This is a genomic window from Kribbella sp. NBC_01484 (assembly GCF_036227145.1).
Taxonomy (GTDB): Bacteria; Actinomycetota; Actinomycetes; order Propionibacteriales; family Kribbellaceae; genus Kribbella.
The window spans coordinates 2,286,465-2,306,955 of the sequence record NZ_CP109437.1 but is presented as its reverse complement, the minus strand read 5'-3'; the positions used below and the strand labels follow the sequence as shown (position 1 = coordinate 2,306,955).

Sequence of the window (20,491 nt, the reverse complement as noted above, 5' to 3'; positions counted from 1 at the left end):
CATGGGGCCTTGACTCCCGGCCTTCCTTCGTCGTTCCAGTCGCTTCGCTCCCTACACTCCTCAGTCCAGGCCGGGAGACCCCATGACATGGATCGGCGACAACTCCGGGCTCATCTGGGAGCAGTTGCGCGAACACATCTACCTGTCGATCGTCCCGGTGATCCTCGGGCTGATCATCGCGGTGCCGCTCGGGTACATCGCCACGCGGTACGGGTGGCTGGCCAACCCGTTGGTCGCGCTCGGCGGCGTGCTGTACTCGCTGCCGTCGATCGCGCTGTTCATCGTGATCCCGGCGGTCCTCGGCACCAAGGTGCTGTCCACGGTCAACATCATCGTCGCGCTGACCCTCTATACGGTCTCCCTGCTGATCCGCAACGTGATCGACGGACTTCGCTCCGTACCGGCCGAGGTGCGGCAGTCGGCGATCGCGGTCGGGTACAGCCCGTTGCATCGGCTGATCGCGGTCGACCTGCCGATCGCCGTACCGGTGATCTTCGCCGGCCTGCGGGTGGTCACGGTGGCGAACATCTCGATGGTCAGCGTCGGCGCGGTGATCGGCATCGGCGGCCTGGGGGAGCTGTTCACGCTCGGCTTCCAGAAGGACTTCCTCACCCCGGTGGTGGTCGGCGTGGTGCTGTCGCTGCTGCTGGCGCTGTGTGCCGACCTGATCATCGTCACGTTGCAGCGGATCCTGACTCCGTGGGCGCGCGTCGCGACTCCGGTGGCGGGGGTGGCCTGACATGTGGCAGTACCTCACCGATTCCTACAACTGGTCCGGTAACGAGGGGATCTGGGCGCGGATCGTCCAGCACCTCTGGTACACGTTCGCCGCGCTCGGGCTGTCCGCGGTGATCGCGCTGCCGATCGGCCTGCGGATCGGCCACACCCGGCGCGGCGCGTTCCTGGCGATCAACCTGGGCAACGCCGCCCGCGCCCTGCCGAGCCTCGGCCTGCTGATGATCGCCGTCCTGCTGACCAACGACATCGGCTTCCTGCCCGTGCTGATCGCGCTGGTCGCCCTCGGCATCCCGCCGATCCTGGCCTCGACGTACGCCGGTGTGTCCGGTGTCGATCCGGCCACGATCGACGCGGCCCGGGGGATGGGGATGACCGGCCGGGAGATCCTGACCAAGGTGGAGATCCCGATCGCGCTGCCGCTGATCATCTCCGGCCTGCGCAGCGCCACCCTGCAGATCGTCTCGACAGCGACGATCGCCGCACTGGTGTCGCTCGGTGGTCTCGGGCGCTATGTGGTCGACGGGCTCAAGCTCCGCGACTTCCCGCAGATGTTCACCGGCGCCCTGCTGGTGGCCCTGCTCGCCATCGGGCTCGACGCGATCTTCGCGGCGATCAGCCGGCTCACGGTGTCGGAGGGCCTGAAGGCCAGGTGACCGGTTTTGTCCGACGTATCTGATGAACTTGACGATCTGATGAATCTGCTGAACCGCCCCAACGAAACATCCATCGCCACCGGCCGGTGGCTGACGAGACTCTGGAGGCTCTCGTGTTGAGATCCACACTCATCCGTACTGCGATCGCCGGGGTGGCGGTGCTCGGCCTGGCTGGTTGCGGGGGTGGGGGCGACCAGCTCGGCAGCGACAACGCGGGCTCCTCGCCCGCGCCGTCCAAGGTGTCGAGTATCACCGTCGGGTCCGCCGACTTCTCCGAGAGCCAGCTGCTGGCGGAGATCTACGGGCAGGCGATCGCCGCCAAGGGAATCGAGGTGAAGAAGAAGCCGAACATCGGCAACCGCGAGACCTACATGGCCGCGATCAAGGACGGCTCGGTCGACCTGGTCCCGGAGTACACCGGTGCCTCGCTGGCCTACTTCGACAAGAACTCCACCGAGACCGACCCGGAGAAGGCGTACGACGCCCTGAAGAAGGCGCTCACGCCCGGGCTCGAGGTGCTGGACAAGTCGCCGGCCGCCGATGAGGACACCATCGTGGTGACCAAGGCGACCGCGGACAAGTACAGCCTGAAGTCGCTGGCCGACCTGAAGCCGGTCGGCAAGGAGATGGTCGCGGGCGGTAGCTCGGAGTTCAAGGTCCGGTCCGCCGGCCTGAAGGGCCTGAAGGAGAAGTACGGCGTCGAGTTCAAGGAGTACAAGACGCTGGACGCCGGTGGCCCGCTGAGCATCAAGGCGCTGCTGGACAACCAGATCCAGCTGACGAACCTGTTCACCACCCAGTCGGTCATCAAGGAGCAGGGCCTGGTCCAGCTGGACGACCCGGAGCACATCCTGCCGCCGAACAACATCGTTCCGTTGATCCGGACCGACCACAAGTCGGACGAGATCGCGGCAACGCTGAACGCGGTCGACGCCAAGCTGACCACCGACACGCTGACCGACCTGGTCAAGCGCATCGACGTCGGCAAGGAGAGCGCGGACGCGGTGGCCAAGGACTGGCTGTCCAAGAACCCGCTGTCTTGAGTTTCGAATCCCTGTGGGCGGCCCTGTCCGCCATCGGCCGTGACCCCGACACCGGCGGCTACCACCGAGGCGGCTGGACCCCCACCGAACGCGACGCGACGCACTGGTTCCACGACCAGTGCGTCGCCCGCGGGCTGCAGGTCGAGTCAGACGGCATCGGCAACCTCGTCGCCTGGTGGGACCCGCTGGACCGGCGTAGCGAGGCGGCCGGAGGGCCGGCTTCCCGCCCGGGCATCGTCACCGGGAGCCACCTGGACTCGGTGATCGACGGCGGGGCTTTCGACGGGCCGCTGGGGGTGGTGTCCGCGCTGGCCGCGGTCGATCAGTTGCGGGCGGAGGGGTTCGTGCCGTCGGTGCCGATCGGAGTCGGGGCCTTTGTCGAGGAGGAGGGGTCGCGGTTCGGGATGCCTTGCTTGGGGTCCCGGGTGGCGGCTGGGGTGTTGCCGGCCTCGAAGGCTCTTGCTTTGGAGGACCGCACAGGGGTGACGCTGGCGGCGGCGCTCGAGGCGGCGGGGACGGATCCCGCCGGAGTCGGGCCGTCGCCGTTGCTCGAGCGGATGGGGACGTTCATCGAGTTGCATGTGGAGCAGGGGCGGGGGCTGACGGCTCCGGTGGGGGTGGCCAGTTCGATCTGGCCGCATGGAAGGTATCGGTTCACGTTCGGTGGGGAGGCCAACCACGCCGGTACGACGCTGATGGAAGACCGCCACGACCCGATGCTCACCTACGCGATGACCGCACTGGCCGCGAACAAGCAGGCCCGCCTCGCCGGTGCCCGCGCGACGTTCGGGCGACTGTCCGTGGAGCCCAACGGCACCAACGCCGTACCGTCACAGGTCACCGCCTGGCTGGACGCCCGCGCCGCCACCGACGAGATCCTGCAGTCGTTGCTCGCAGCAATCACCAAGCAGGCCACCGAGCGGGCCGAGCGGGACGGTACGACGCTCGAGGTGGTCGCCGAATCGGTGTCGCCGATCGTCGACTTCCCGACCGGACTGCGGGACCGGCTGGTCGGCGTACTGAATGGTGCGCCCGTGCTCCCGACCGGTGCCGGCCACGACGCCGGGGTGTTCTCCGCGGCCGGCATCCCGACCGCGATGCTCTTCGTCCGGAACCCGACCGGCGTGTCCCATTCACCCGCCGAGTACGCCGAGCTGGACGACTGTCTCGCCGGCGTCGACGCGCTGGCCGCCGTACTGAAGGATCTCGCCACGTGACGTCGTACTGGTGCTCGACCGCCCTGCTACCAACCGGCATCACCCAGGGCGTGCTGATGACGGTCGCCGACGGGCGGTTCGCTACCATCGAGACCGGTGCGGATCCGGGCGACGCCGTACGGCTGGACGGCCTCGTGCTCCCAGGGCTGGCCAACTGTCACAGTCACGCGTTCCACCGGGCGCTCCGCGGGCGGACGCAGACCGAGCGCGGCACCTTCTGGACCTGGCGCGACCAGATGTACGCCGTCGCCGCGGCACTCACCCCGGACACGTACTACGACCTCGCCCGCGCCGTCTACGGCGAGATGCTGCTCGCCGGGATCACCGCGGTCGGCGAGTTCCACTACCTGCATCACGCCTCAGGCGGCCGCCACTACGACGACCCGAACGCGATGGGTACGGCGCTGATCGCGGCGGCTCGCGACGTCGGGATCCGGATCGCCTTGCTGGACACGTGTTACCTCGCCGGCGGCATCGACCAACCGCTCAGCGAGGTGCAGCAACGCTTCAGCGACGGCGACGCCGCGAGCTGGGCCGCGCGGGTCTCGTCGCTGTCCGGATCCGATGACGTCGTGATCGGTGCGGCGGCGCATTCGGTCCGCGGGGTGCCTCCGGAGCAGATCGGTGCGGTCGCGTCGGCGTTTCCCGACGTACCACTCCATGTGCACCTGTCCGAGCAGGTCGCGGAGAACGCTGCCTGCCTCGAGGCGTACGGCCGGACGCCCGCGCAGGTGCTCGACGAGGCCGGGTTCCTCAGCGGCCGGACGAGCGCCGTCCACGCGACTCACCTCACCGATGTCGATGTGCGGCTGCTCGGCAGCTCGGCGACGTACTCGTGCTTCTGCCCGACCACCGAGCGGGACCTGGCCGACGGGATCGGCCCGTCGGTGGCGCTGCGCGACGCCGGCTCGCCGTTGACCCTCGGGTCCGACAGCCACGCGGTGATCGACCTGTTCGAGGAGATGCGGGCGGTGGAACTGGACGAGCGGCTCGCCACCCAGGAGCGCGGCCACTGGTCGGCATCGGAACTCCTCAAAGCCGCAACAGCCGATGGGCACCGGTCGATCGGGTTCGACGACGCCGGCGTGATCGCGGTCGGCGCCCGCGCCGACCTGGTCGCGGTCCGGTTGGACAGCGTGCGTACGGCGGGAACCGGTGGGACTGTGGAGACAGCGGTGTTCGCGGCATCGGCTGCCGATGTGAGCGATGTGATTGTTTCCGGCAAGCATATGGTTGCTGATAGCAAGCATGCGAACCTTGATGTGGCGGCTGAGCTGGCGGCCTCGATCGCGGCGGTGACACGGTGACTTCTCTGCTCTTGACGGGTATCGGTTCGCTGGTGACCAACGACCCAGCGCGTGGCGACCTGCTCGGCGAGCTGCACGACGCGGCCCTGGTGATCGAGGGCAGCAAGGTCGCCTGGGTCGGCTCCCGGCGCGAGGCGCCCGCAGCTGATGAAGTCTTGGAGGTGGGTGGGCGGGCAGTGATCCCCGGGTTCGTGGACTCGCACTCCCATCTGGTGTTCGCCGGCGACCGGGCCGAGGAGTTCGCGGCCCGCATGACGGGTACGCCGTACTCCGCCGGCGGGATCCGGACCACGGTGGCGGCGACCCGGCAGGCCACGGACGAGCAGCTGACGGCGAACGTCGCCCGGCTGGTGGCGGAGATGCGGCGCCAGGGGACGACGACGGTCGAGATCAAGTCCGGGTACGGGCTGACGGTCGGCGACGAGGCGCGGGCGCTGGAGATCGCGGGGCACTTCACCGACGAGACGACGTACCTCGGGGCGCACGTCGTACCCGCCGAGTACGCCGACGATCCGGCGGGCTACGTGTCGCTGGTGACCGGGCCGATGCTCGATGCGGTCGCGGGGCACGCCAAGTGGATCGATGTCTTCGTGGAGCGCGGTGCCTTCGACGAGGACCAGGGCCGCGCGATCCTCGAGGCCGGCCTGGCCCGCGGCCTGCAGGCCCGCGTCCACGCCAACCAGCTCGGCGAGGGCCCCGGGGTCCAGCTGGCGTGCTCGGTCGGAGCCGCAGCGGCCGACCACTGCACCTATCTAACCGACGCCGACGTCGACGCCCTGGCTTCCACGGGCGTGGTCGCCGGGCTCCTCCCGGCGATCGAGTTCTCCACACGTTCGCCGTACCCCAACGCCCGGCGCCTCCTCGACGCCGGCGTGACGGTAGCCCTGGCCACCGACTGCAACCCCGGCTCCGGCTACTCCTCGTCGATGCCGTTCTGCATCGCCCTGGCCGTCCGCGAGATGCACATGACCCCCGCCGAGGCCCTTTGGTCCGCGACAGCAGGCGGCGCGGCGTCCCTCCGCCGGAGTGACATTGGTCACCTAGCCCCCGGCGCCCAAGCAGACCTGACCATCCTCAACGCCCCCACCCACCTACACCTCTCCTACCGCCCAGGCGTACCCCTCGTCTCCCAGAGCTTCGTCCGTGGCCGGCCGGTCTGATCGAGCGGACGCTCGGGCCATCACATCTCGTCACCCAGCCAGCGGCTCCCGCGTGCGACCGCGGATCTCGGGCACATTCTGATGGCGTGGCGGTCCGGCCACCGCCTCCCGGATCGCGCTCACAACCCATTCCCGGTCGAACATCACGTCCTCCCAGGAGAACCGGAGAAGCCGCCACCCGCAGAGGGTCAGGCTGACCTGGCGACGACAGTCACGCGTCAGCGCGGCCCGGGTGCTGTGGAAGGCGAACCCATCGGCCTCGAGAGCGATCAGCAGCCGGGGGTGTCCGAGGTCGACCCGAGCCGAGAAGGTGTCGTCCCGGACCACGACCTGCGGTTCGAAACCGTCGATACCCGCCTCGATCAGGATCGATCGGAGAACGGACTCCAAGGGCGACTCCGCTCGACCGTCCGCGGCGGCCGCGACTCGTCGGGCCCGGCGGGAACCAGGACCGGTGAGCTCGGCCGCCGCGATCAACAGCTGCCCGAGGTCTACCGCGCCAAGTCGCAGCGCCGAGTCCGCGACCGTGAGGGCGGCCTCGAACTGAAGGGTGCGGGCGCAGTCCAGCACCGTCCGGAGCTTGCCGGTACATCGACCGTCGGACGGGACCTCGTCGGCCCAGTGCAGTTCGCACGGGATCGGGCTCAACCGGCGGTGCTGTCCGCGCGGCACGGTGATCTGTGGTTTGTCCGGCAGGTCGAGCACCGAGAAGCCGTGCAGTCGGGCGGCGCTCAGGTGCGACACGATGCCACCCTGGGCACGCGCCGCGGCGAGCGGGTCCGGCACCGGCGGCAGGGCGTAGACCCCCTTCGCGATCCGGCGGATCGCCCCGTCGGCCAGCGCCGTTCGGATGGTCCGCGCGGAGACAAGCGCTCGAAGCTGGGCGAACGTGGCGGTGCCCTCGCGCCGGTGGAGGACGTCAACGACCTGGGACATCCGACGAGGATGGCGGAAACCAGCCTGCGCCGTCGGAGATTGTCCACAGGCGGACCGCCAGGCCATCACAATCGGCCTCGGACTGGCGGTGCCAGGCGGCGCGGACGGCCAAGCCGGCCGTTGTGATGGCCTGGCGGTCCGGCCGGGCGCACTGATCAGTGGAGGCCTGGTTGGGGGCCGCCCGGTCTAGGTCAGGTCTTTGGTGAGGAGGGTTGTGGTGGTGCCGTTGGCCAGGCGTTGTTTGGCTACCTCTACGTAGCCGCGATTGGTGTGGAAGGCGAGGCCGGCGAGGTCGGGTGGGTCGGTGCGGACCCGGGTGGCGGCGCGCTCGAAGGGCTTGGCGGCGCGTTCGATCGCGCCGTACACCTGCGAGGCGAGGCCCTCGCGGCGGTGCTCGGGGGCGATCACGATCCGTTCGATGAACAGGAAGCGGCTCGCGTACGTGGCCGCGAACCACTGGAACTCGAGGCCGTCGTACGCCGACCCCGGGGTGAAGGTGAGCAGGAAGCCGGCCGGACGGCCGTCGAGGTCGACCACGGCGGCGTGCGCGGCGATCAGGCGGAGCCAGTCAAGGCGGTCCGGGCCGAGTGGTTCGACCAGACCCTCCGCGGTGGCGTTGAGCGCAAGTACCGCGGCGAGGTCAGCGGCGGTCATAGGGCGGAGTCTCACGGTGACACCCTCCCACGGAAAACCTTTTCTGCGGCAGGGGTCAGTTCGGGTGCTCCCTGGCCGGACCCTGGACGGAACCCGGAAAATGGGGGGCGCCCTTGGGAATGACCTGGCCCATGTGCCATGTTGAGTCTAGTGAACTCAAGTTTGTTCGGTCTGTGCCGTCTTTGCCGGGCTCATCGCCGGCCGGGATTTGAAACCGAGGCGGACGAACGGCAACATTGAGTCTGCATCACTCAACTCTGTGGAGGTAAAGCATGGCCCGCGCGGTCGGTATCGATCTGGGTACGACGAACTCCGTCATCGCCGTACTCGAGGGTGGCGAGCCCACCGTCATCCCCAACGCCGAGGGAGCGCGTACGACGCCCTCGGTGGTGGCCTTCGCCAAGAACGGCGAGGTCCTGGTCGGCGAGGTGGCGAAGCGCCAGGCCACCACGAACGTCGACCGCACCATCCGCTCCGTCAAGCGTCACATGGGCGAGAGCTGGAGCGTGGACATCGACGGCAAGAAGTTCACGCCGCAGCAGATCAGCGCGTTCGTGCTGCAGAAGCTGAAGCGGGACGCCGAGGCGTACCTCGGGGAGCAGGTCACCGACGCGGTCATCACCGTGCCGGCGTACTTCTCCGACGCGCAGCGCCAGGCGACCAAGGAGGCCGGCGAGATCGCGGGCCTGAAGGTGCACCGGATCGTCAACGAGCCGACCGCGGCCGCGCTCGCCTACGGCCTGGACAAGGGCACCGAGCAGACCATCCTGGTCTTCGACCTCGGTGGTGGCACGTTCGACGTGTCGCTGCTGGAGATCGGCGACGGCGTCTTCGAGGTGAAGGCGACCAGCGGTGACAACCACCTCGGTGGCGACGACTGGGACAACCGGATCGTGCAGTGGCTGGTGACCCAGTTCAAGAACAAGAACGGCACCGACCTGTCCAGCGACAAGATGGCCATGCAGCGGCTCACCGAGGCCGCCGAGAAGGCCAAGATCGAGCTGTCGGCCGCGGCCGAGACCACGATCCACCTGCCGTACCTGAGCCTGACCGAGTCCGGCCCGCTGCACCTGGAGGAGAAGCTCTCCCGGGCCGAGTTCCAGAAGATGACCAACGACCTGCTGGAGCGCGCCCGCGCCCCGTTCAAGGCCGTCATCAAGGACGCCGGCATCGACGTGGCGAAGATCGACCACGTGATCCTGGTCGGCGGCTCCACCCGGATGCCCGCGGTGGCCGAGCTGGTCAAGGAGCTGACCGGTGGCAAGGACCCGAACAAGGGCGTGAACCCGGACGAGGTCGTCGCGGTCGGCGCCTCCCTGCAGGCCGGTGTGCTGAAGGGTGAGGTCAAGGACGTCCTGCTGCTCGACGTGACCCCGCTGAGCCTGGGCATCGAGACCAAGGGCGGCGTGTTCACCAAGATCATCGAGCGCAACACCACGATCCCGACCAAGGGCTCGGAGATCTTCACCACGGCCGAGGACAACCAGCCGTCGGTGATGATCCAGGTCTACCAGGGCGAGCGGGAGATGGCGCGCGACAACAAGTCGCTCGGCAACTTCGAGCTGACCGGCCTGCCGCCGGCGCCGCGGAACGTGCCGCAGATCGAGGTCACCTTCGACATCGACGCGAACGGCATCGTGCACGTGAACGCCAAGGACCTGGCCACCGGCAAGGAGCAGCGGATGACGGTCACGGGTGGCTCCGCGCTGCCGAAGACCGACATCGACCAGATGGTCCGCGACGCCGAGCAGTACGCCGAGGAGGACCGGTTGCGCCGCGAGGCGGTCGAGTCCCGCAACCAGGCGGAGAGCTTGGTCTACCAGACCGAGAAGTTCCTGCAGGAGAACGAGGACAAGATCCCCGACGACGTCAAGACCGAGGTCAAGGACGGCGTCGCGGAGCTGAAGAAGGCGCTCGAGGGTGACGACGCCGACGCGATCAAGGCCGCGTCGGAGAAGCTCGCCCAGTCCAGCCAGAAGATGGGTGCCGCGATGTACGCGAACGCCCAGGCCGCCGGCGGTTCCGAGGACAGCAGCTCCGCGTCCGACGAGAGCAGCTCGAGCAGTGACGACGACGTCGTCGACGCCGAGATCGTGGACGAGGACCGGCCGCAGGACAAGACGGAGGACAAGTGACGGATCGACCGACTGGCAGCGAGTTCGGCGACGGCGAGCCCGTCGTCCGGGACAAGCGCCGGATCGACCCGGACACCGGCGCGGCGCGGGAGCCTTCCGAGGCTCCCGCGGCCGGCGCCGCACCGGGCATGCCGGGCACCCCGGGGGCGCAGCCGCCGCGGGACCCGTCCGATCTGATCGGCCCGTCCGCCCAGGAGGCACTGTTGACCGAGGCGCTCGCCGAGCGTACGGCGGACCTGCAGCGACTGCAGGCCGAGTACGTCAACTACAAGCGCCGGGTGGACCGGGACCGGGAGGCTTCGCGGGAGCTCGTGATCGGCTCGGTGCTGACCGAGCTGCTCGGGATCCTGGACGACGTCGGCCGGGCCCGGGAGGCGGGTGAGCTCGAGGGCGCGTTCAAGGCGGTCGCCGAATCGCTGGAGCGGGTCACCGAGAAGCTCGGCCTGGTGAAGTTCGGCGAGAAGGGCGACACCTTCGACCCGCGCATCCACGAGGCCCTGCTGCACAACTACTCCGACGAGGTGGACGGTCCGACCGCGACCATGGTCATGCAGCCGGGGTACCGCCTCGGCGAGCGTGTCCTGCGGGCGGCCCGGGTGGCCGTGTCGGAGCCGACCGAGCAACTACCGGCCGACGCCGCGAAGGCCGACGTACCGGTGGAGAGCACAGATGATGACGCGGACAGGTCCGCGGAGTAACGACCACGACGGGAGGGGAGGCGTCAAGTGAGCACGAAGGACTGGCTCGAGAAGGACTTCTACAAGGTTCTCGGCGTCTCCAAGACCGCCGAGGCCGATGAGATCAAGAAGGCCTACCGCAAGCTGGCGCGCAAGTACCACCCCGACTCCAACGCCGGTGACGCGTCCGCGGAGGCGAAGTTCAAGGAGGTCTCCGAGGCGTACGACGTCGTCGGCGACCCGAAGAAGCGCAAGGAGTACGACGAGGCCCGCCGGCTGTTCGGCAGCGGCGGCTTCCGGATGCCGAGCGGCAGCAGTCAGGGCGGCGGCGGGTTCAACTTCGACGTCGGCGACCTGTTCAACCGCGGCGGCGGCTCCGGTGGCAGTGGCGGCGGTCTCGGCGACATCCTGGGCGGCATGTTCGGCGGTGGTGGCCGGACCACGACCACCACGTCGACGGCCCGGCCGCGGCGCGGTGCGGACATCGAGACCGAGGCGACGATCGAGTTCGCCGAGGCCGTGAACGGTGTCACCGTCGGGCTGCGGATGACCAGCGACGAGCCGTGCAAGACCTGCCGGGGCACCGGCGCGAAGTACGGCACGGTGCCGAAGGTCTGCCTGAAGTGCGAGGGCACGGGTATGCAGACCTCGGTCCAGGGCGGCGTGTTCGCCATGACCGAGCCGTGCACCGAGTGCAAGGGGCGCGGCCTGGTCGTCGACGAGCCGTGCGAGACCTGCCACGGCTCCGGCCGCGGCCAGTCGAGCAAGACCATGCAGGTCCGCATCCCCGCGGGCGTGCAGGACGGTCAGCGGATCCGCCTGAAGGGCAAGGGCGCGGCGGGCGAACGGGGTGGCCCCGCGGGCGACCTCTACGTCACCGTGCACGTGACGTCGCACCGGATCTTCGGCCGTCAGGGCGAGCACCTGACGCTGAACGTCCCGGTGAGCTTCACCGAGGCCGCGCTGGGCGCCGAGATCAAGGTCCCGACCTTGGACGGCATGCCTGTCACGGTCCGGATCCCTGCCGGTACGGCGAACGGCAGCAAGCTGCGCGTCCGTGGCAAGGGCTCGGTCCGGCGGGACGGCACCAAGGGCGACATCCTGCTCACCCTCGAGGTGCAGGTCCCGCACGAGTTGACCGACGAGCAGCGCGCCAAGCTGCAGGAGTTCAACTCGGCGTCGGACCACCCTGACCTGCGGGCCGGGTTGTTCGGGAGCTCGTGATGGGCCTCCCGTTCAGCCAGGTGCCGACCTGGGACGACCGCACCCCGATCTACGTGATCTCGGTGGCGGCCCAGCTGGCCGGCATGCACCCGCAGACCCTGCGCCAGTACGACCGGCTCGGCCTTGTGGTGCCGAGCCGGGCGTCCGGCCGCGGCCGGCGGTACTCGGCGTACGACGTGGCGAGGCTTCGCTACGTGCAGCACCTGTCCCAGGAAGAGGGCGTCAACCTGGCGGGAATTCGGCACATCCTCGCGCTACAGTCGGAGGTGGAGGACCTGCGAAGGCGGGTCAACCAGCTCCTCGCAGAAGTCCAGCGCGGTGTCGGTGTTTCCCGGCAGAGCACGAACAGCCGGGTCTTCTCAGCCGGCCCGGCCGGCGACGTGATCGCCATGGGCCGGCAGCAGACCACGACCCGCTGGATCCGGACCCAGCCACTGGAGCTGGGTTCCCGCTGACCCAGCATTCTCCGACCACCGGAGGATTCCCGAACCCACCCTTCGGATCCTCCGGTCCCGTGGAGGTCGTCGTCCCCCCGACACCTCCACCGTCGAAGGCGCGCTTTCCCCCAGCGCCCTTCGGCCCCCGCAGGGTGGTCCGTTCCAGGACCGCCCTGCGGCTCGCTCGCAACGGAGCCCCCGGCCCGCATGGCCGGGGGCTCCTCGCGTTCATCTCCCGGTGACCGCGCGCCATGTTGTCTGCGGCGGTTCACCGCCTACTCTGGCGAGGTGACACTCAGTCTGCAGACAGACCGGCTGATCATCCGGGACTGGGAAGAAGACGACGCCGAGGCCGCGCTGGAGATCTACGGCTCGGCCGATGTGGCGCCCTGGCTGTCGCCGGCCATCGACAAGGTCCCCGACGCCGCCAGCATGCGGCTCGTCCTGCAGGCCTGGATCGAGGCCCAGCCGAACTTCGTCCTCCCCGCGGGCCGATGGGCCGTTGCCCGCCGGGACGACGGTGAGGTCGTCGGCGCACTGGTGATCCGGCTGCTCCCGCCGTACGAGGAGGACCTGGAGATCGGCTGGCAGTTGCGGCCGAGCGCCTGGGGCCATGGTTACGCGACCGAGGCCAGCCGCGAGCTGATGCGCTGGGCGTTCAAGGAAGGTGCCGTCGACGAGCTGTTCGCCGTCGCCCGCCCGAACAACAGACGCGCCATCGCCACGGCCCGCCGGCTCGAGATGCAGTGGGTCGGCGAGACCGACAAGTACTACGACCTGAATCTGCAGGTCTACCGCATCCGCGCCTCAGAATTCAGGGCCTGAAGCAACCAGCGGCTGCGACTGGGTGGCCCGTCACAGTCCGCCGGCGATGAAGCCGAGCGTGAGCTGCTCGAACTTCCGGCGGGTGGCGTCGGGGGCGTCGCGCAAGGGCCCTTGGCCGGTAAGCACAGCGAGTCCGTGCACCGTGGACCAGATCGGGTACTCGATGCCGTCGCGGCGTCCGGGCGCGAGCACACCGGCGACGACGAGCTCATCGAGGACGGCTCGCAGTTGACCGAGGGGTGACCGGTCCTGCCCGGTCCCGTCGACTGTCGCCGCGTACTCATGCTGCGCCGGCACTGCGAACGCCGTGGCGAACAGTCCGGGCTCCTCGCGAGCGAAATCCAGGTACGCGGCACCGATCGCGCCGAGACGACGACCGGCAGCCGCGGCATCGCCATGCTTGCCGCGCACCCGACTGACACCGGCTGCCATCCGGTCGGCCAGTTCGCGCATCGCCGCCGCACAGACCGCGGCGAGTAGTTCGTCACGGTCGGCGAAATGCCGATAAGCGGCATTGGGCACGACGCCCACCAGCCGGGTCGCCTCGCGGAGCAGGACCGCGTCCGGGCCACCGGTCCGGGCCAGCTCCAGCCCTGCGGCGACGAGGCCGTCGCGGACCGCGCCCCGCACCCTCCGCCGCGTCGCCTCTGGTGTCATAGGCAACAGACTAACTTAGTGGACACCGTCCACTTGCCGCGTTAATGTGGACAGTGTCCACTAAACGAGGAGGGGCAATGGGAAAGAGTGACGCGGCGGTACTGGTGACCGCGGACCAGTGGTACGCCGGCGGGCAGCGGATCCTGTATCACCCGGATCCGGCGCGGGTCCTGCCCGAGGATGCTGCCGCAACCCCTGGCGCCCTGCGGGTTTTCGAGCGTGTGGTCGGCGCATCTCGGGATCCCGACGCGACCTGGCTCACGATGCTGCCCGGCTTCCCGGACGGCTCGTACGGCTGGGCGCAGGTGGACCGGATGCTCGGCGAGGATCTCGGTCCGCGGCTGTACGTCGAGCCGGTCGGGCAAGGGGATTCGGACAAGCCAGGCAACTACCGGCACTCCACGATGGAGCGTGCGGACCTGGTCGAGGCGTTGTGGCGCCACCACGCCGTACGCCGCACGGTCGTGGTCACCTTCGACTACACGTCTTTGGCGTTGCTCGAACTGCTTCGCCGTACGTCGGAGCGGGCCGGCGCATTGCCGGAGATCGTGGCCGTGTTCATGATGAACGGCGGCCTGTTCGCCGACTCGCACACGCACCCGTGGCAGGTCACGCCGATGCTGCGCAGCCCGCTGGGCGCGTTGGCCATGCGCCGGGCGCAGCGCTCGCCGGAGATGTTCGACTCGGCGATGCTCGGGGCACGGTTGTACTCCCGCAGCTATCGCCCCAGCGCGGAGGAGCTCGCCGAACTGCGGTCGGCGGTCACGCGCCGGGAGGGTGCGGCATTCCTCCATCGAGCCGCTGGGTTCGTCCAGGAACATCGCCGCCATGCCCAGCGCTGGGATCTCGCCGCTGTCGCACGTGACCTGGCGGACACCGTGGCCGTGTACGTCGGCGGCAGCGAGGAAGACCGCTACGAACACCGCCAGGTCGCCGCCGCCCGGATCCGTGTGCCGAGTGCCGACGTACTGACCTTCCCTGGCGGTCATCTGACCACCAGCGAGCATCCGGACCTGCTCGCCGACGCAATCCGCGAGATCGCCTCGCGTCATGGTGTCGGCGTCCGTCCCGACCTTTCGAAGGAGCACCGATGACCAAGCTGTTTCCCTTGCTCGAACGCAATGCGGAGTTCGCCCGGACCTACTCCCCGGCCGCGCTCGGCCTGCCCGCCGTACCGGTGATCGTCGTCACCTGTCTCGACCACCGCATCGACCCGGCTCTTGCCCTCGGGCTCGAACTCGGGGACGCCCCCGTCATCCGCAACGCGGGTGGACGCGTCACGCCGGCGGTCATCGACGACATCGCCTACCTCGTGTTCCTCGCCGAGCAGTTGCGCGGCGGCGCCGGCGCGGTCGATACGCTCTTCGAAGTTGCGGTGATCCACCACACGCAGTGTGGGACAGCCTTCCTGGCCGACCCCGGGTTCCGCCGGCGGGCGGCTGAGGCAACCGGCCTCTCCGAGGTGGCGCTGGAGGCGTCCGCCGTCGCCGACCCACAGATCACCGTCAAGGCCGATGTCGAGCGGCTGCTCGGCTCACCGCTGCTGTCACCCAAAGTGAGCGTCTCGGGACACGTCTATGAGATCGCGACCGGCTACCTCGCCACGAGCGTCGACGCCCGTTTTCCACAGCCGGCGAACTGAGCCTCAACCAGCGGCAGTCAAACGGATACAACTTGTAGTGAGGGTGGGTGGGGACCCTGAGATTTCCCCAGGATTTCTCAGAGTTGAGTGGAATGGACTCAAGTTTGGATAAGTTGTAACCAGTGACTGTTGTAACTTGAGCTGGAAAGGCTGGAACTCGATGGACGTTCAGCGGTTGACGACGCTGGCCCGGGAAACCCTGTCGGTCGCGATCCGTCAGACCTCCGCGGCGGGCAACCCGACCGTGGAGCCCATTCACCTGCTCTCGGCGCTGCTCGCGCAGCCCGAGGGGACGACGGTCGGCCTCCTCGAGGCCGCCGGTGCCGACCTGGACGCCGTACGCCGCAAGACCACCGAGCAGCTGAGTCGGCTGCCGAAGGCGAGCGGTGGCAGCGTGCAGGCGCCGAGCCTGTCGCCGAAGACGAGCGATGTGCTGTCGCAGGCGGAGCAGCGGGCCCTCGGGCTCGGGGACGAGTACGTCTCCACCGAGCACCTGCTGATCGCGCTCGCGACCGTCGAGGGCAACGCGAAGTCGGCGCTCGGCGTGGGCGCCGACGCGTTGCTGCAGGCGTTCGACCAGATGCGTGGCAACCGCCGGATCACCTCCCCGGAGGCCGAGGGCACCACGAAGACGCTGGAGAAGTACGGCGTCGACCTGACCGAGCGGGCCAAGGACGGCAAGCTCGACCCGGTGATCGGACGTGACTCCGAGATCCGCCGTGTCGTGCAGGTCCTGTCCCGCCGGACCAAGAACAACCCGGTCCTGATCGGTGAGCCCGGCGTCGGCAAGACCGCCGTCGTCGAGGGCCTGGCCCAGCGGATCGTGGCCGGTGACGTGCCCGAGTCGCTGCGCGGCCGGCGGCTGATCAGCCTCGACCTCGGTGCCATGGTCGCGGGCGCGAAGTACCGCGGTGAGTTCGAGGAGCGGCTGAAGGCCGTGCTGACCGAGATCAAGGAGTCCGACGGCCAGATCATCACGTTCATCGACGAGTTGCACACCGTCGTCGGCGCCGGCGCGACCGGCGAGGGCGCGATGGACGCCGGCAACATGCTGAAGCCGATGCTGGCCCGTGGTGAGCTGCGGATGATCGGCGCCACCACCTTGGACGAGTACCGGACCCGGATCGAGAAGGACCCGGCGCTGGAGCGCCGCTTCCAGCAGGTGTTCGTGGGCGAGCCTTCGGTCGAGGACTCGATCGCGATCCTCCGTGGCCTGAAGGAGCGCTACGAGGCGCACCACAAGGTCGCCATCTCCGACTCCGCACTGGTCGCTGCGGCCACGCTGTCGCACCGCTACATCAGCGGCCGGCAGCTGCCGGACAAGGCGATCGACCTGGTCGACGAGGCCGCGTCCCGGCTGCGGATGGAGATCGACTCGTCCCCGGTCGAGATCGACTCGCTCCGCCGGACTGTGGACCGGCTGAAGATGGAAGAGCTTGCGCTCGCCCGGGAGGAGGACGCCTCCAGCCAGGAGCGGCTCGAGCGGCTGCGCGCCGACCTCGCCGACCGCGAGGAGGAGCTGCGTGCTCTGGAGTCGCGGTGGGAGAAGGAGAAGTCCGGCCTGAACCGGGTCGGCGAGATCAAGGAGCGGATCGACGAGCTGCGCGGCCAGGCCGAGCGGGCTCAGCGCGACGGCGACTTCGAGACCGCGTCCAAGATCCTGTACGGCGACATCCCCGAGCTGACCAAGGAGCTGGAAGAGGCCTCCGCCGAGCCCGAGGTCGCCGACGGCCCGGACGCGATGGTCAACGAGGAGGTCGGCCCGACCGAGATCGCCGAGGTGATCGCGATGTGGACCGGCATCCCGACCGGCCGGCTGCTCGAGGGCGAGACCGGCAAGCTGCTCCGGATGGAGGACGAGCTGGGTCACCGGCTGATCGGTCAACGGGAGGCGGTCAAGGCCGTCAGCGACGCCGTACGCCGGGCCCGTGCGGGCATCTCGGATCCGGACCGGCCGACCGGAAGCTTCCTGTTCCTCGGTCCGACCGGTGTCGGTAAGACCGAGCTGGCCAAGGCGCTCGCGGACTTCCTGTTCGACGACGAGCGGGCGATGGTCCGGATCGACATGTCGGAGTACGGCGAGAAGCACAGCGTCGCGCGGCTCGTCGGCGCCCCGCCCGGCTACGTCGGGTACGAGGAGGGTGGCCAGCTCACCGAGGCTGTCCGCCGCCGTCCCTACTCGGTGATCCTGCTCGACGAGGTGGAGAAGGCGCACCCCGAGGTGTTCGACATCCTGCTGCAGGTGCTGGACGACGGTCGCCTGACCGACGGCCAGGGCCGGACGGTCGACTTCCGCAACGTCATCCTGATCCTGACCAGCAACCTGGGTTCTGCCTACCTGGCCGACGTCCGGCTCGACGACAACGCCAAGCGGGACCAGGTGATGGCGGTTGTGCGGCAGTCGTTCAAGCCGGAGTTCATCAACCGGCTCGACGAGATCGTGCTGTTCGACGCGCTCGGCAGCGAGGAGTTGACCCAGATCGTCGCCCTCCAGGTCGAGGCTCTGCAGCGCCGTCTGACGGACCGCCGGATCGCCTTGGATGTCGACGAAGGTGCGATGGAGTGGCTCGCGATGACCGGCTACGACCCGGTCTACGGCGCCCGTCCGCTGCGCCGCCTGGTGCAGTCCGCGATCGGCGACGAACTGGCCCGAGGCATCCTCAACGGCAGTATCCGCGACGGCGAGACCGTCAAGGTGACGCTGAACGAATCCAAGGACGCCTTGGAAGTAGCCCCCGCCTAGCAAACCCGACAGCCGGGCCGGTTGACGAACCGGCCCGGCTGTTCTGCGTCAGGCTGTGGTGTAGGTCACGAGCATGACACCGGTCGGGAGCTGGGACTGGGCTTCGAGCGTGAGCTCGGTTCGGGGTACGCCGTCGGGGAAGAGTTTGGCGCCGGCGCCGAGGACCAGCGGGTGCAGCGCGATGTCCAGCTGGTCGACGAGGCCGTTGTCCAGCAGCGTGCGCAGCAGGTTCGGGTTGCCGTACATCATGATGTCGCCGCCCGGCTCCTGCTTGATCTGCTTGAGAGCGGTCACTGTGTCTCCGTCGAGCAAGGACGCGTTCCAGGTGAGCTCGCCGGTGAGAGTGGTGGATGCCACCAACTTCGGCAGGCTCCGCAGCCGATCGGCGTACGGTCCCGGCGCGTCAGCCCACGCCGCGGAGAACATTTCATAGGTACGGCGCCCGCAGAGGAAGTAGTCGCATCCGGACAACTGCTCGATCGACCGCTGGACGGCCTCCGCATCGAAGTACGGCGACGCCCAGCCGCCGAACGCCGTACCGCTGAGCCCGCTCGGGTCCTCCACGACACCGTCCAGCGTCATCAAGGTCGACGCGGTGATCTTGCGCATGGCTCTCCTTCCGTGAACTGCCTTGTAGACCGGCAGGCGACTCGAAAGGAATCGGCGAGAATGAGCGGGTGACACAACCTCGCGCCGACTGGGTCAACACCACGCACGACTGGGCCGGATCGGTCGATCACGCTCACCTGCAGCGGATCCGCGACGACGCCGACAGCTATGCGCCGGGCGGCGTACTCCATCTCGTACTCGAGGTCATCGCCTACCCGGACGACGAGGCGGAGTCGGCCGGGCAGCGGGGGAGTTGTACGGTCACGCTCCACTCCGACGGCTCGATCTCGATCGCTGATGACGGGCGCGGCACGGACACTCGCTTCGACGAACTCGGGAACGTCGTGAAGAAGCCGGTCATGGCCACCGAGGACCTCCGCTTCTTCCGGGACCCGGCCGCGCCACTGCTCCCCGATGGCCGGCCGCGCCGCGGTATGTCCGTGGTCGCGGCCCTCAGCGATCACCTCACCCACACCAACCGCCGCCGCAACGGTTCGTGGACCCAGCGCTACGAACACGGCATCCCGGTCACCGATCTCGAAGCCGTCGAGCCGAGCGACTCGACCGGTACGACTGTGCGCTTCCACCCCGACCCTGCGTACTTCGCGCCGGCCAGGCTCACTGCTGCCGACCTGGCGCCGTACCTGACCTTCGAGCATCTCGACATCACCGTCACGACGGGCTGATCGCAGCACCGGTTTTGCTCGATCTGCGAGGATCGTGGGCAGGGGCAGCTGGAAGGAACACTTGACCGCATGACCGAGCAGCACGGCGACGACTCGACCGAGGACAGGCCCGGCCCGTACCGAGGCGTCTTCGGTTCCGCCGACGCTCCACAGTCTCCCGGCACGACGCCGTACGGCGACCACCCGAGTGCGTACGGCGATACTCCGGCAGCGTACGACGGTGCCTACGGTGCCGGCGCGGATGCGGATCAGGCGAACCCGCCGAAGCAGGTCACGATCGCCGCGGTCATCTCGCTCGGCCTCGGTGCGATGTGCGTACTGCTCGCCGCCATCGCGCTCACGTCCGCGGGCGCGCAGGTCTCCGAGGTCCTCACCGGCTCCAAGGACAACCAAGGCGTCGCGGTCGCGGCGGCGATGATCTGCGCCTTCGTGTACCTGCTGCCGGCGATCTACCTCCGCAAGCGCCGCCCGTGGGCCCGCTACCTGCTCATCGGCGTCGCCGCGATCGGCGTCGTCGGCGGTGTGATGGCGCTGCCGGCCAGCATCCTCGGCCTGGCCATCCACGGCACCCTACTGATCCTGATGCTCCAGCAACCCACCAAGCTCTGGTTCCACCACCGCTGACCGAAGCATCCACCCGTGGAGATCTGGATCAATCCCGCCTGCTCCAAATGCCGAGCCGCCACCGAGGCCCTCGACGAGGCCGGCGTCGACTACACAGTCCGCCGCTACCTGGACGACCCGCCGACCGCGGAAGAACTGGACGCCGTCCTGACCCGCCTCAACCTCGACCCCTGGCACCTCGTCCGCCACAACGAACCCGACGCCAAACCCCTCCGCGACCTCCCCCAAGACGAGTCCCACCGCGCGGACTGGATCCAGGCCATGGTCACCCACCCCATCCTCATCCAACGCCCCATCCTGACCGCCGACGACCAATCCACCGCCATCGCCCGAGACCCCGAAACCATCTCCCGCTTCCTCCCCTGACGATCTGCCCCGCCCTGCCCCTCGACACCTGTGGACAGCGCCGGCGGTCATCCGCGGATCTCCTGCACAATCCGTGGATGATGTCTGGCTGGAATCGCGATCCACTATCCCCGACCGGCGCGACATCTGGCTCGTCGACAGTGCTCGTCGCAAGGGGT

At 68.9% G+C, this 20,491-nt stretch carries 21 protein-coding genes; 17 read left to right on the top strand and 4 right to left on the bottom strand.

Annotation, left to right across the window (positions count from 1 at the left end; translation table 11 throughout):
- Positions 1-82 precede the first annotated feature (82 nt).
- From OG555_RS11340 to hutI, 6 genes are all read left to right on the top strand, one after another.
- Entirely contained in the window at positions 83-739 is a 657-nt protein-coding gene (locus OG555_RS11340; protein ID WP_329482784.1) for an ABC transporter permease, read from the top strand.
- 1 nt (position 740) lies between these two features.
- Entirely contained in the window at positions 741-1,391 is a 651-nt protein-coding gene (locus tag OG555_RS11335; protein ID WP_329482783.1) for an ABC transporter permease, read from the top strand.
- A 113-nt stretch (positions 1,392-1,504) separates the two neighbouring features.
- On the top strand, positions 1,505-2,434 hold the full coding sequence (locus OG555_RS11330; protein ID WP_329482782.1) for an ABC transporter substrate-binding protein: 930 nt from the start codon (positions 1,505-1,507) through the stop codon (positions 2,432-2,434).
- Entirely contained in the window at positions 2,431-3,651 is a 1,221-nt protein-coding gene (locus tag OG555_RS11325) for an allantoate amidohydrolase (RefSeq protein WP_329482781.1), read from the top strand. Before OG555_RS11330 ends, OG555_RS11325 begins: the two co-directional genes overlap by 4 nt.
- Positions 3,648-4,958: a formimidoylglutamate deiminase gene (locus OG555_RS11320; RefSeq protein WP_329482780.1), complete on the top strand. Its 1,311-nt coding sequence runs from the start codon at positions 3,648-3,650 to the stop codon at positions 4,956-4,958. The genes OG555_RS11325 and OG555_RS11320 overlap by 4 nt, the downstream gene beginning before the upstream one ends.
- Positions 4,955-6,118 carry an imidazolonepropionase gene (hutI, locus tag OG555_RS11315; protein WP_329482779.1) on the top strand — a complete coding sequence of 388 codons (1,164 nt, stop codon included), beginning with the start codon at positions 4,955-4,957 and terminating at the stop codon, positions 6,116-6,118. Before OG555_RS11320 ends, hutI begins: the two co-directional genes overlap by 4 nt.
- A 30-nt stretch (positions 6,119-6,148) precedes the next feature.
- On the opposite strand, the gene OG555_RS11310 is transcribed toward hutI, so the two are convergent.
- Positions 6,149-7,054: a DUF559 domain-containing protein gene (locus OG555_RS11310; protein ID WP_329482778.1), complete on the bottom strand. Its 906-nt coding sequence runs from the start codon at positions 7,052-7,054 to the stop codon at positions 6,149-6,151.
- A 186-nt stretch (positions 7,055-7,240) separates the two neighbouring features.
- Positions 7,241-7,708, bottom strand: coding sequence for a GNAT family N-acetyltransferase (locus tag OG555_RS11305; RefSeq protein WP_328524504.1), 468 nt, complete (start codon positions 7,706-7,708; stop codon positions 7,241-7,243).
- Between the two features lie 272 nt (positions 7,709-7,980).
- Here OG555_RS11305 and dnaK point away from each other — a divergent pair, with 272 nt between their 5' ends.
- The 5 genes from dnaK to OG555_RS11280 all read left to right on the top strand — a co-directional run bounded on the left by dnaK (position 7,981) and on the right by OG555_RS11280 (position 13,006).
- Positions 7,981-9,843, top strand: a complete 1,863-nt coding sequence (gene dnaK, locus OG555_RS11300) for a molecular chaperone DnaK (protein WP_329482777.1) — start codon at positions 7,981-7,983, stop codon at positions 9,841-9,843.
- Positions 9,840-10,541, top strand: a complete 702-nt coding sequence (grpE, locus tag OG555_RS11295) for a nucleotide exchange factor GrpE (protein ID WP_329482776.1) — start codon at positions 9,840-9,842, stop codon at positions 10,539-10,541. The genes dnaK and grpE overlap by 4 nt, the downstream gene beginning before the upstream one ends.
- Before the next feature lie 27 nt (positions 10,542-10,568).
- On the top strand, positions 10,569-11,744 hold the full coding sequence (gene dnaJ, locus OG555_RS11290) for a molecular chaperone DnaJ (RefSeq protein ID WP_329482775.1): 1,176 nt from the start codon (positions 10,569-10,571) through the stop codon (positions 11,742-11,744).
- A complete protein-coding gene (locus tag OG555_RS11285; protein ID WP_329482774.1) occupies positions 11,744-12,199 on the top strand; it encodes a heat shock protein transcriptional repressor HspR in 456 nt (151 codons plus the stop codon). Before dnaJ ends, OG555_RS11285 begins: the two co-directional genes overlap by 1 nt.
- Before the next feature lie 270 nt (positions 12,200-12,469).
- Positions 12,470-13,006, top strand: a complete 537-nt coding sequence (locus tag OG555_RS11280) for a GNAT family N-acetyltransferase (RefSeq protein ID WP_329482773.1) — start codon at positions 12,470-12,472, stop codon at positions 13,004-13,006.
- A 30-nt stretch (positions 13,007-13,036) separates the two neighbouring features.
- On the opposite strand, the gene OG555_RS11275 is transcribed toward OG555_RS11280, so the two are convergent.
- Positions 13,037-13,663, bottom strand: coding sequence for a TetR/AcrR family transcriptional regulator (locus OG555_RS11275; protein ID WP_329482772.1), 627 nt, complete (start codon positions 13,661-13,663; stop codon positions 13,037-13,039).
- Positions 13,664-13,740: 77 nt separating this feature from the next.
- On the opposite strand from OG555_RS11275, the gene OG555_RS11270 reads away from it, so the two are divergent.
- The 3 genes from OG555_RS11270 to clpB all read left to right on the top strand — a co-directional run bounded on the left by OG555_RS11270 (position 13,741) and on the right by clpB (position 18,048).
- Positions 13,741-14,757, top strand: a complete 1,017-nt coding sequence (locus tag OG555_RS11270) for an alpha/beta fold hydrolase (RefSeq protein WP_329482771.1) — start codon at positions 13,741-13,743, stop codon at positions 14,755-14,757.
- On the top strand, positions 14,754-15,305 hold the full coding sequence (locus tag OG555_RS11265; RefSeq protein WP_329482770.1) for a carbonic anhydrase: 552 nt from the start codon (positions 14,754-14,756) through the stop codon (positions 15,303-15,305). The genes OG555_RS11270 and OG555_RS11265 overlap by 4 nt, the downstream gene beginning before the upstream one ends.
- 160 nt (positions 15,306-15,465) lie before the next feature.
- On the top strand, positions 15,466-18,048 hold the full coding sequence (clpB, locus tag OG555_RS11260) for an ATP-dependent chaperone ClpB (protein WP_329484799.1): 2,583 nt from the start codon (positions 15,466-15,468) through the stop codon (positions 18,046-18,048).
- Positions 18,049-18,096: 48 nt separating this feature from the next.
- On the opposite strand, the gene OG555_RS11255 is transcribed toward clpB, so the two are convergent.
- On the bottom strand, positions 18,097-18,657 hold the full coding sequence (locus OG555_RS11255) for a dihydrofolate reductase family protein (protein WP_329482769.1): 561 nt from the start codon (positions 18,655-18,657) through the stop codon (positions 18,097-18,099).
- Positions 18,658-18,725: 68 nt separating this feature from the next.
- Between OG555_RS11255 and OG555_RS11250 the strand changes: the two genes are divergently transcribed.
- The 3 genes from OG555_RS11250 (at position 18,726) to OG555_RS11240 (ending at position 20,333) form a co-directional block, all read left to right on the top strand.
- Positions 18,726-19,343: a hypothetical protein gene (locus OG555_RS11250; RefSeq protein WP_329482768.1), complete on the top strand. Its 618-nt coding sequence runs from the start codon at positions 18,726-18,728 to the stop codon at positions 19,341-19,343.
- A gap of 69 nt (positions 19,344-19,412) precedes the next feature.
- Entirely contained in the window at positions 19,413-19,967 is a 555-nt protein-coding gene (locus OG555_RS11245) for a hypothetical protein (protein ID WP_329482767.1), read from the top strand.
- A 15-nt stretch (positions 19,968-19,982) separates the two neighbouring features.
- Positions 19,983-20,333, top strand: a complete 351-nt coding sequence (locus OG555_RS11240; RefSeq protein ID WP_329482766.1) for an ArsC/Spx/MgsR family protein — start codon at positions 19,983-19,985, stop codon at positions 20,331-20,333.
- Positions 20,334-20,491 lie beyond the last annotated feature (158 nt).

Excerpts from the sequence above, each read along its gene's own strand:
- dnaK (WP_329482777.1), top strand. The coding sequence starts at position 7,981 with ATGGCCCGCGCGGTCGGTATCGATCTGGGTACGACGAACTCCGTCATC.
- OG555_RS11275 (WP_329482772.1), bottom strand. The coding sequence starts at position 13,663 with ATGACACCAGAGGCGACGCGGCGGAGGGTGCGGGGCGCGGTCCGCGAC.
- OG555_RS11305 (WP_328524504.1), bottom strand. The coding sequence starts at position 7,708 with ATGACCGCCGCTGACCTCGCCGCGGTACTTGCGCTCAACGCCACCGCG.
- OG555_RS11335 (WP_329482783.1), top strand. The coding sequence starts at position 741 with ATGTGGCAGTACCTCACCGATTCCTACAACTGGTCCGGTAACGAGGGG.
- clpB (WP_329484799.1), top strand. The coding sequence starts at position 15,466 with ATGGACGTTCAGCGGTTGACGACGCTGGCCCGGGAAACCCTGTCGGTC.
- OG555_RS11310 (WP_329482778.1), bottom strand. The coding sequence starts at position 7,054 with ATGTCCCAGGTCGTTGACGTCCTCCACCGGCGCGAGGGCACCGCCACG.
- OG555_RS11265 (WP_329482770.1), top strand. The coding sequence starts at position 14,754 with ATGACCAAGCTGTTTCCCTTGCTCGAACGCAATGCGGAGTTCGCCCGG.
- OG555_RS11255 (WP_329482769.1), bottom strand. The coding sequence starts at position 18,657 with ATGCGCAAGATCACCGCGTCGACCTTGATGACGCTGGACGGTGTCGTG.
- OG555_RS11285 (WP_329482774.1), top strand. The coding sequence starts at position 11,744 with ATGGGCCTCCCGTTCAGCCAGGTGCCGACCTGGGACGACCGCACCCCG.
- OG555_RS11270 (WP_329482771.1), top strand. The coding sequence starts at position 13,741 with ATGGGAAAGAGTGACGCGGCGGTACTGGTGACCGCGGACCAGTGGTAC.
- OG555_RS11245 (WP_329482767.1), top strand. The coding sequence starts at position 19,413 with ATGACCGAGCAGCACGGCGACGACTCGACCGAGGACAGGCCCGGCCCG.
- OG555_RS11340 (WP_329482784.1), top strand. The coding sequence starts at position 83 with ATGACATGGATCGGCGACAACTCCGGGCTCATCTGGGAGCAGTTGCGC.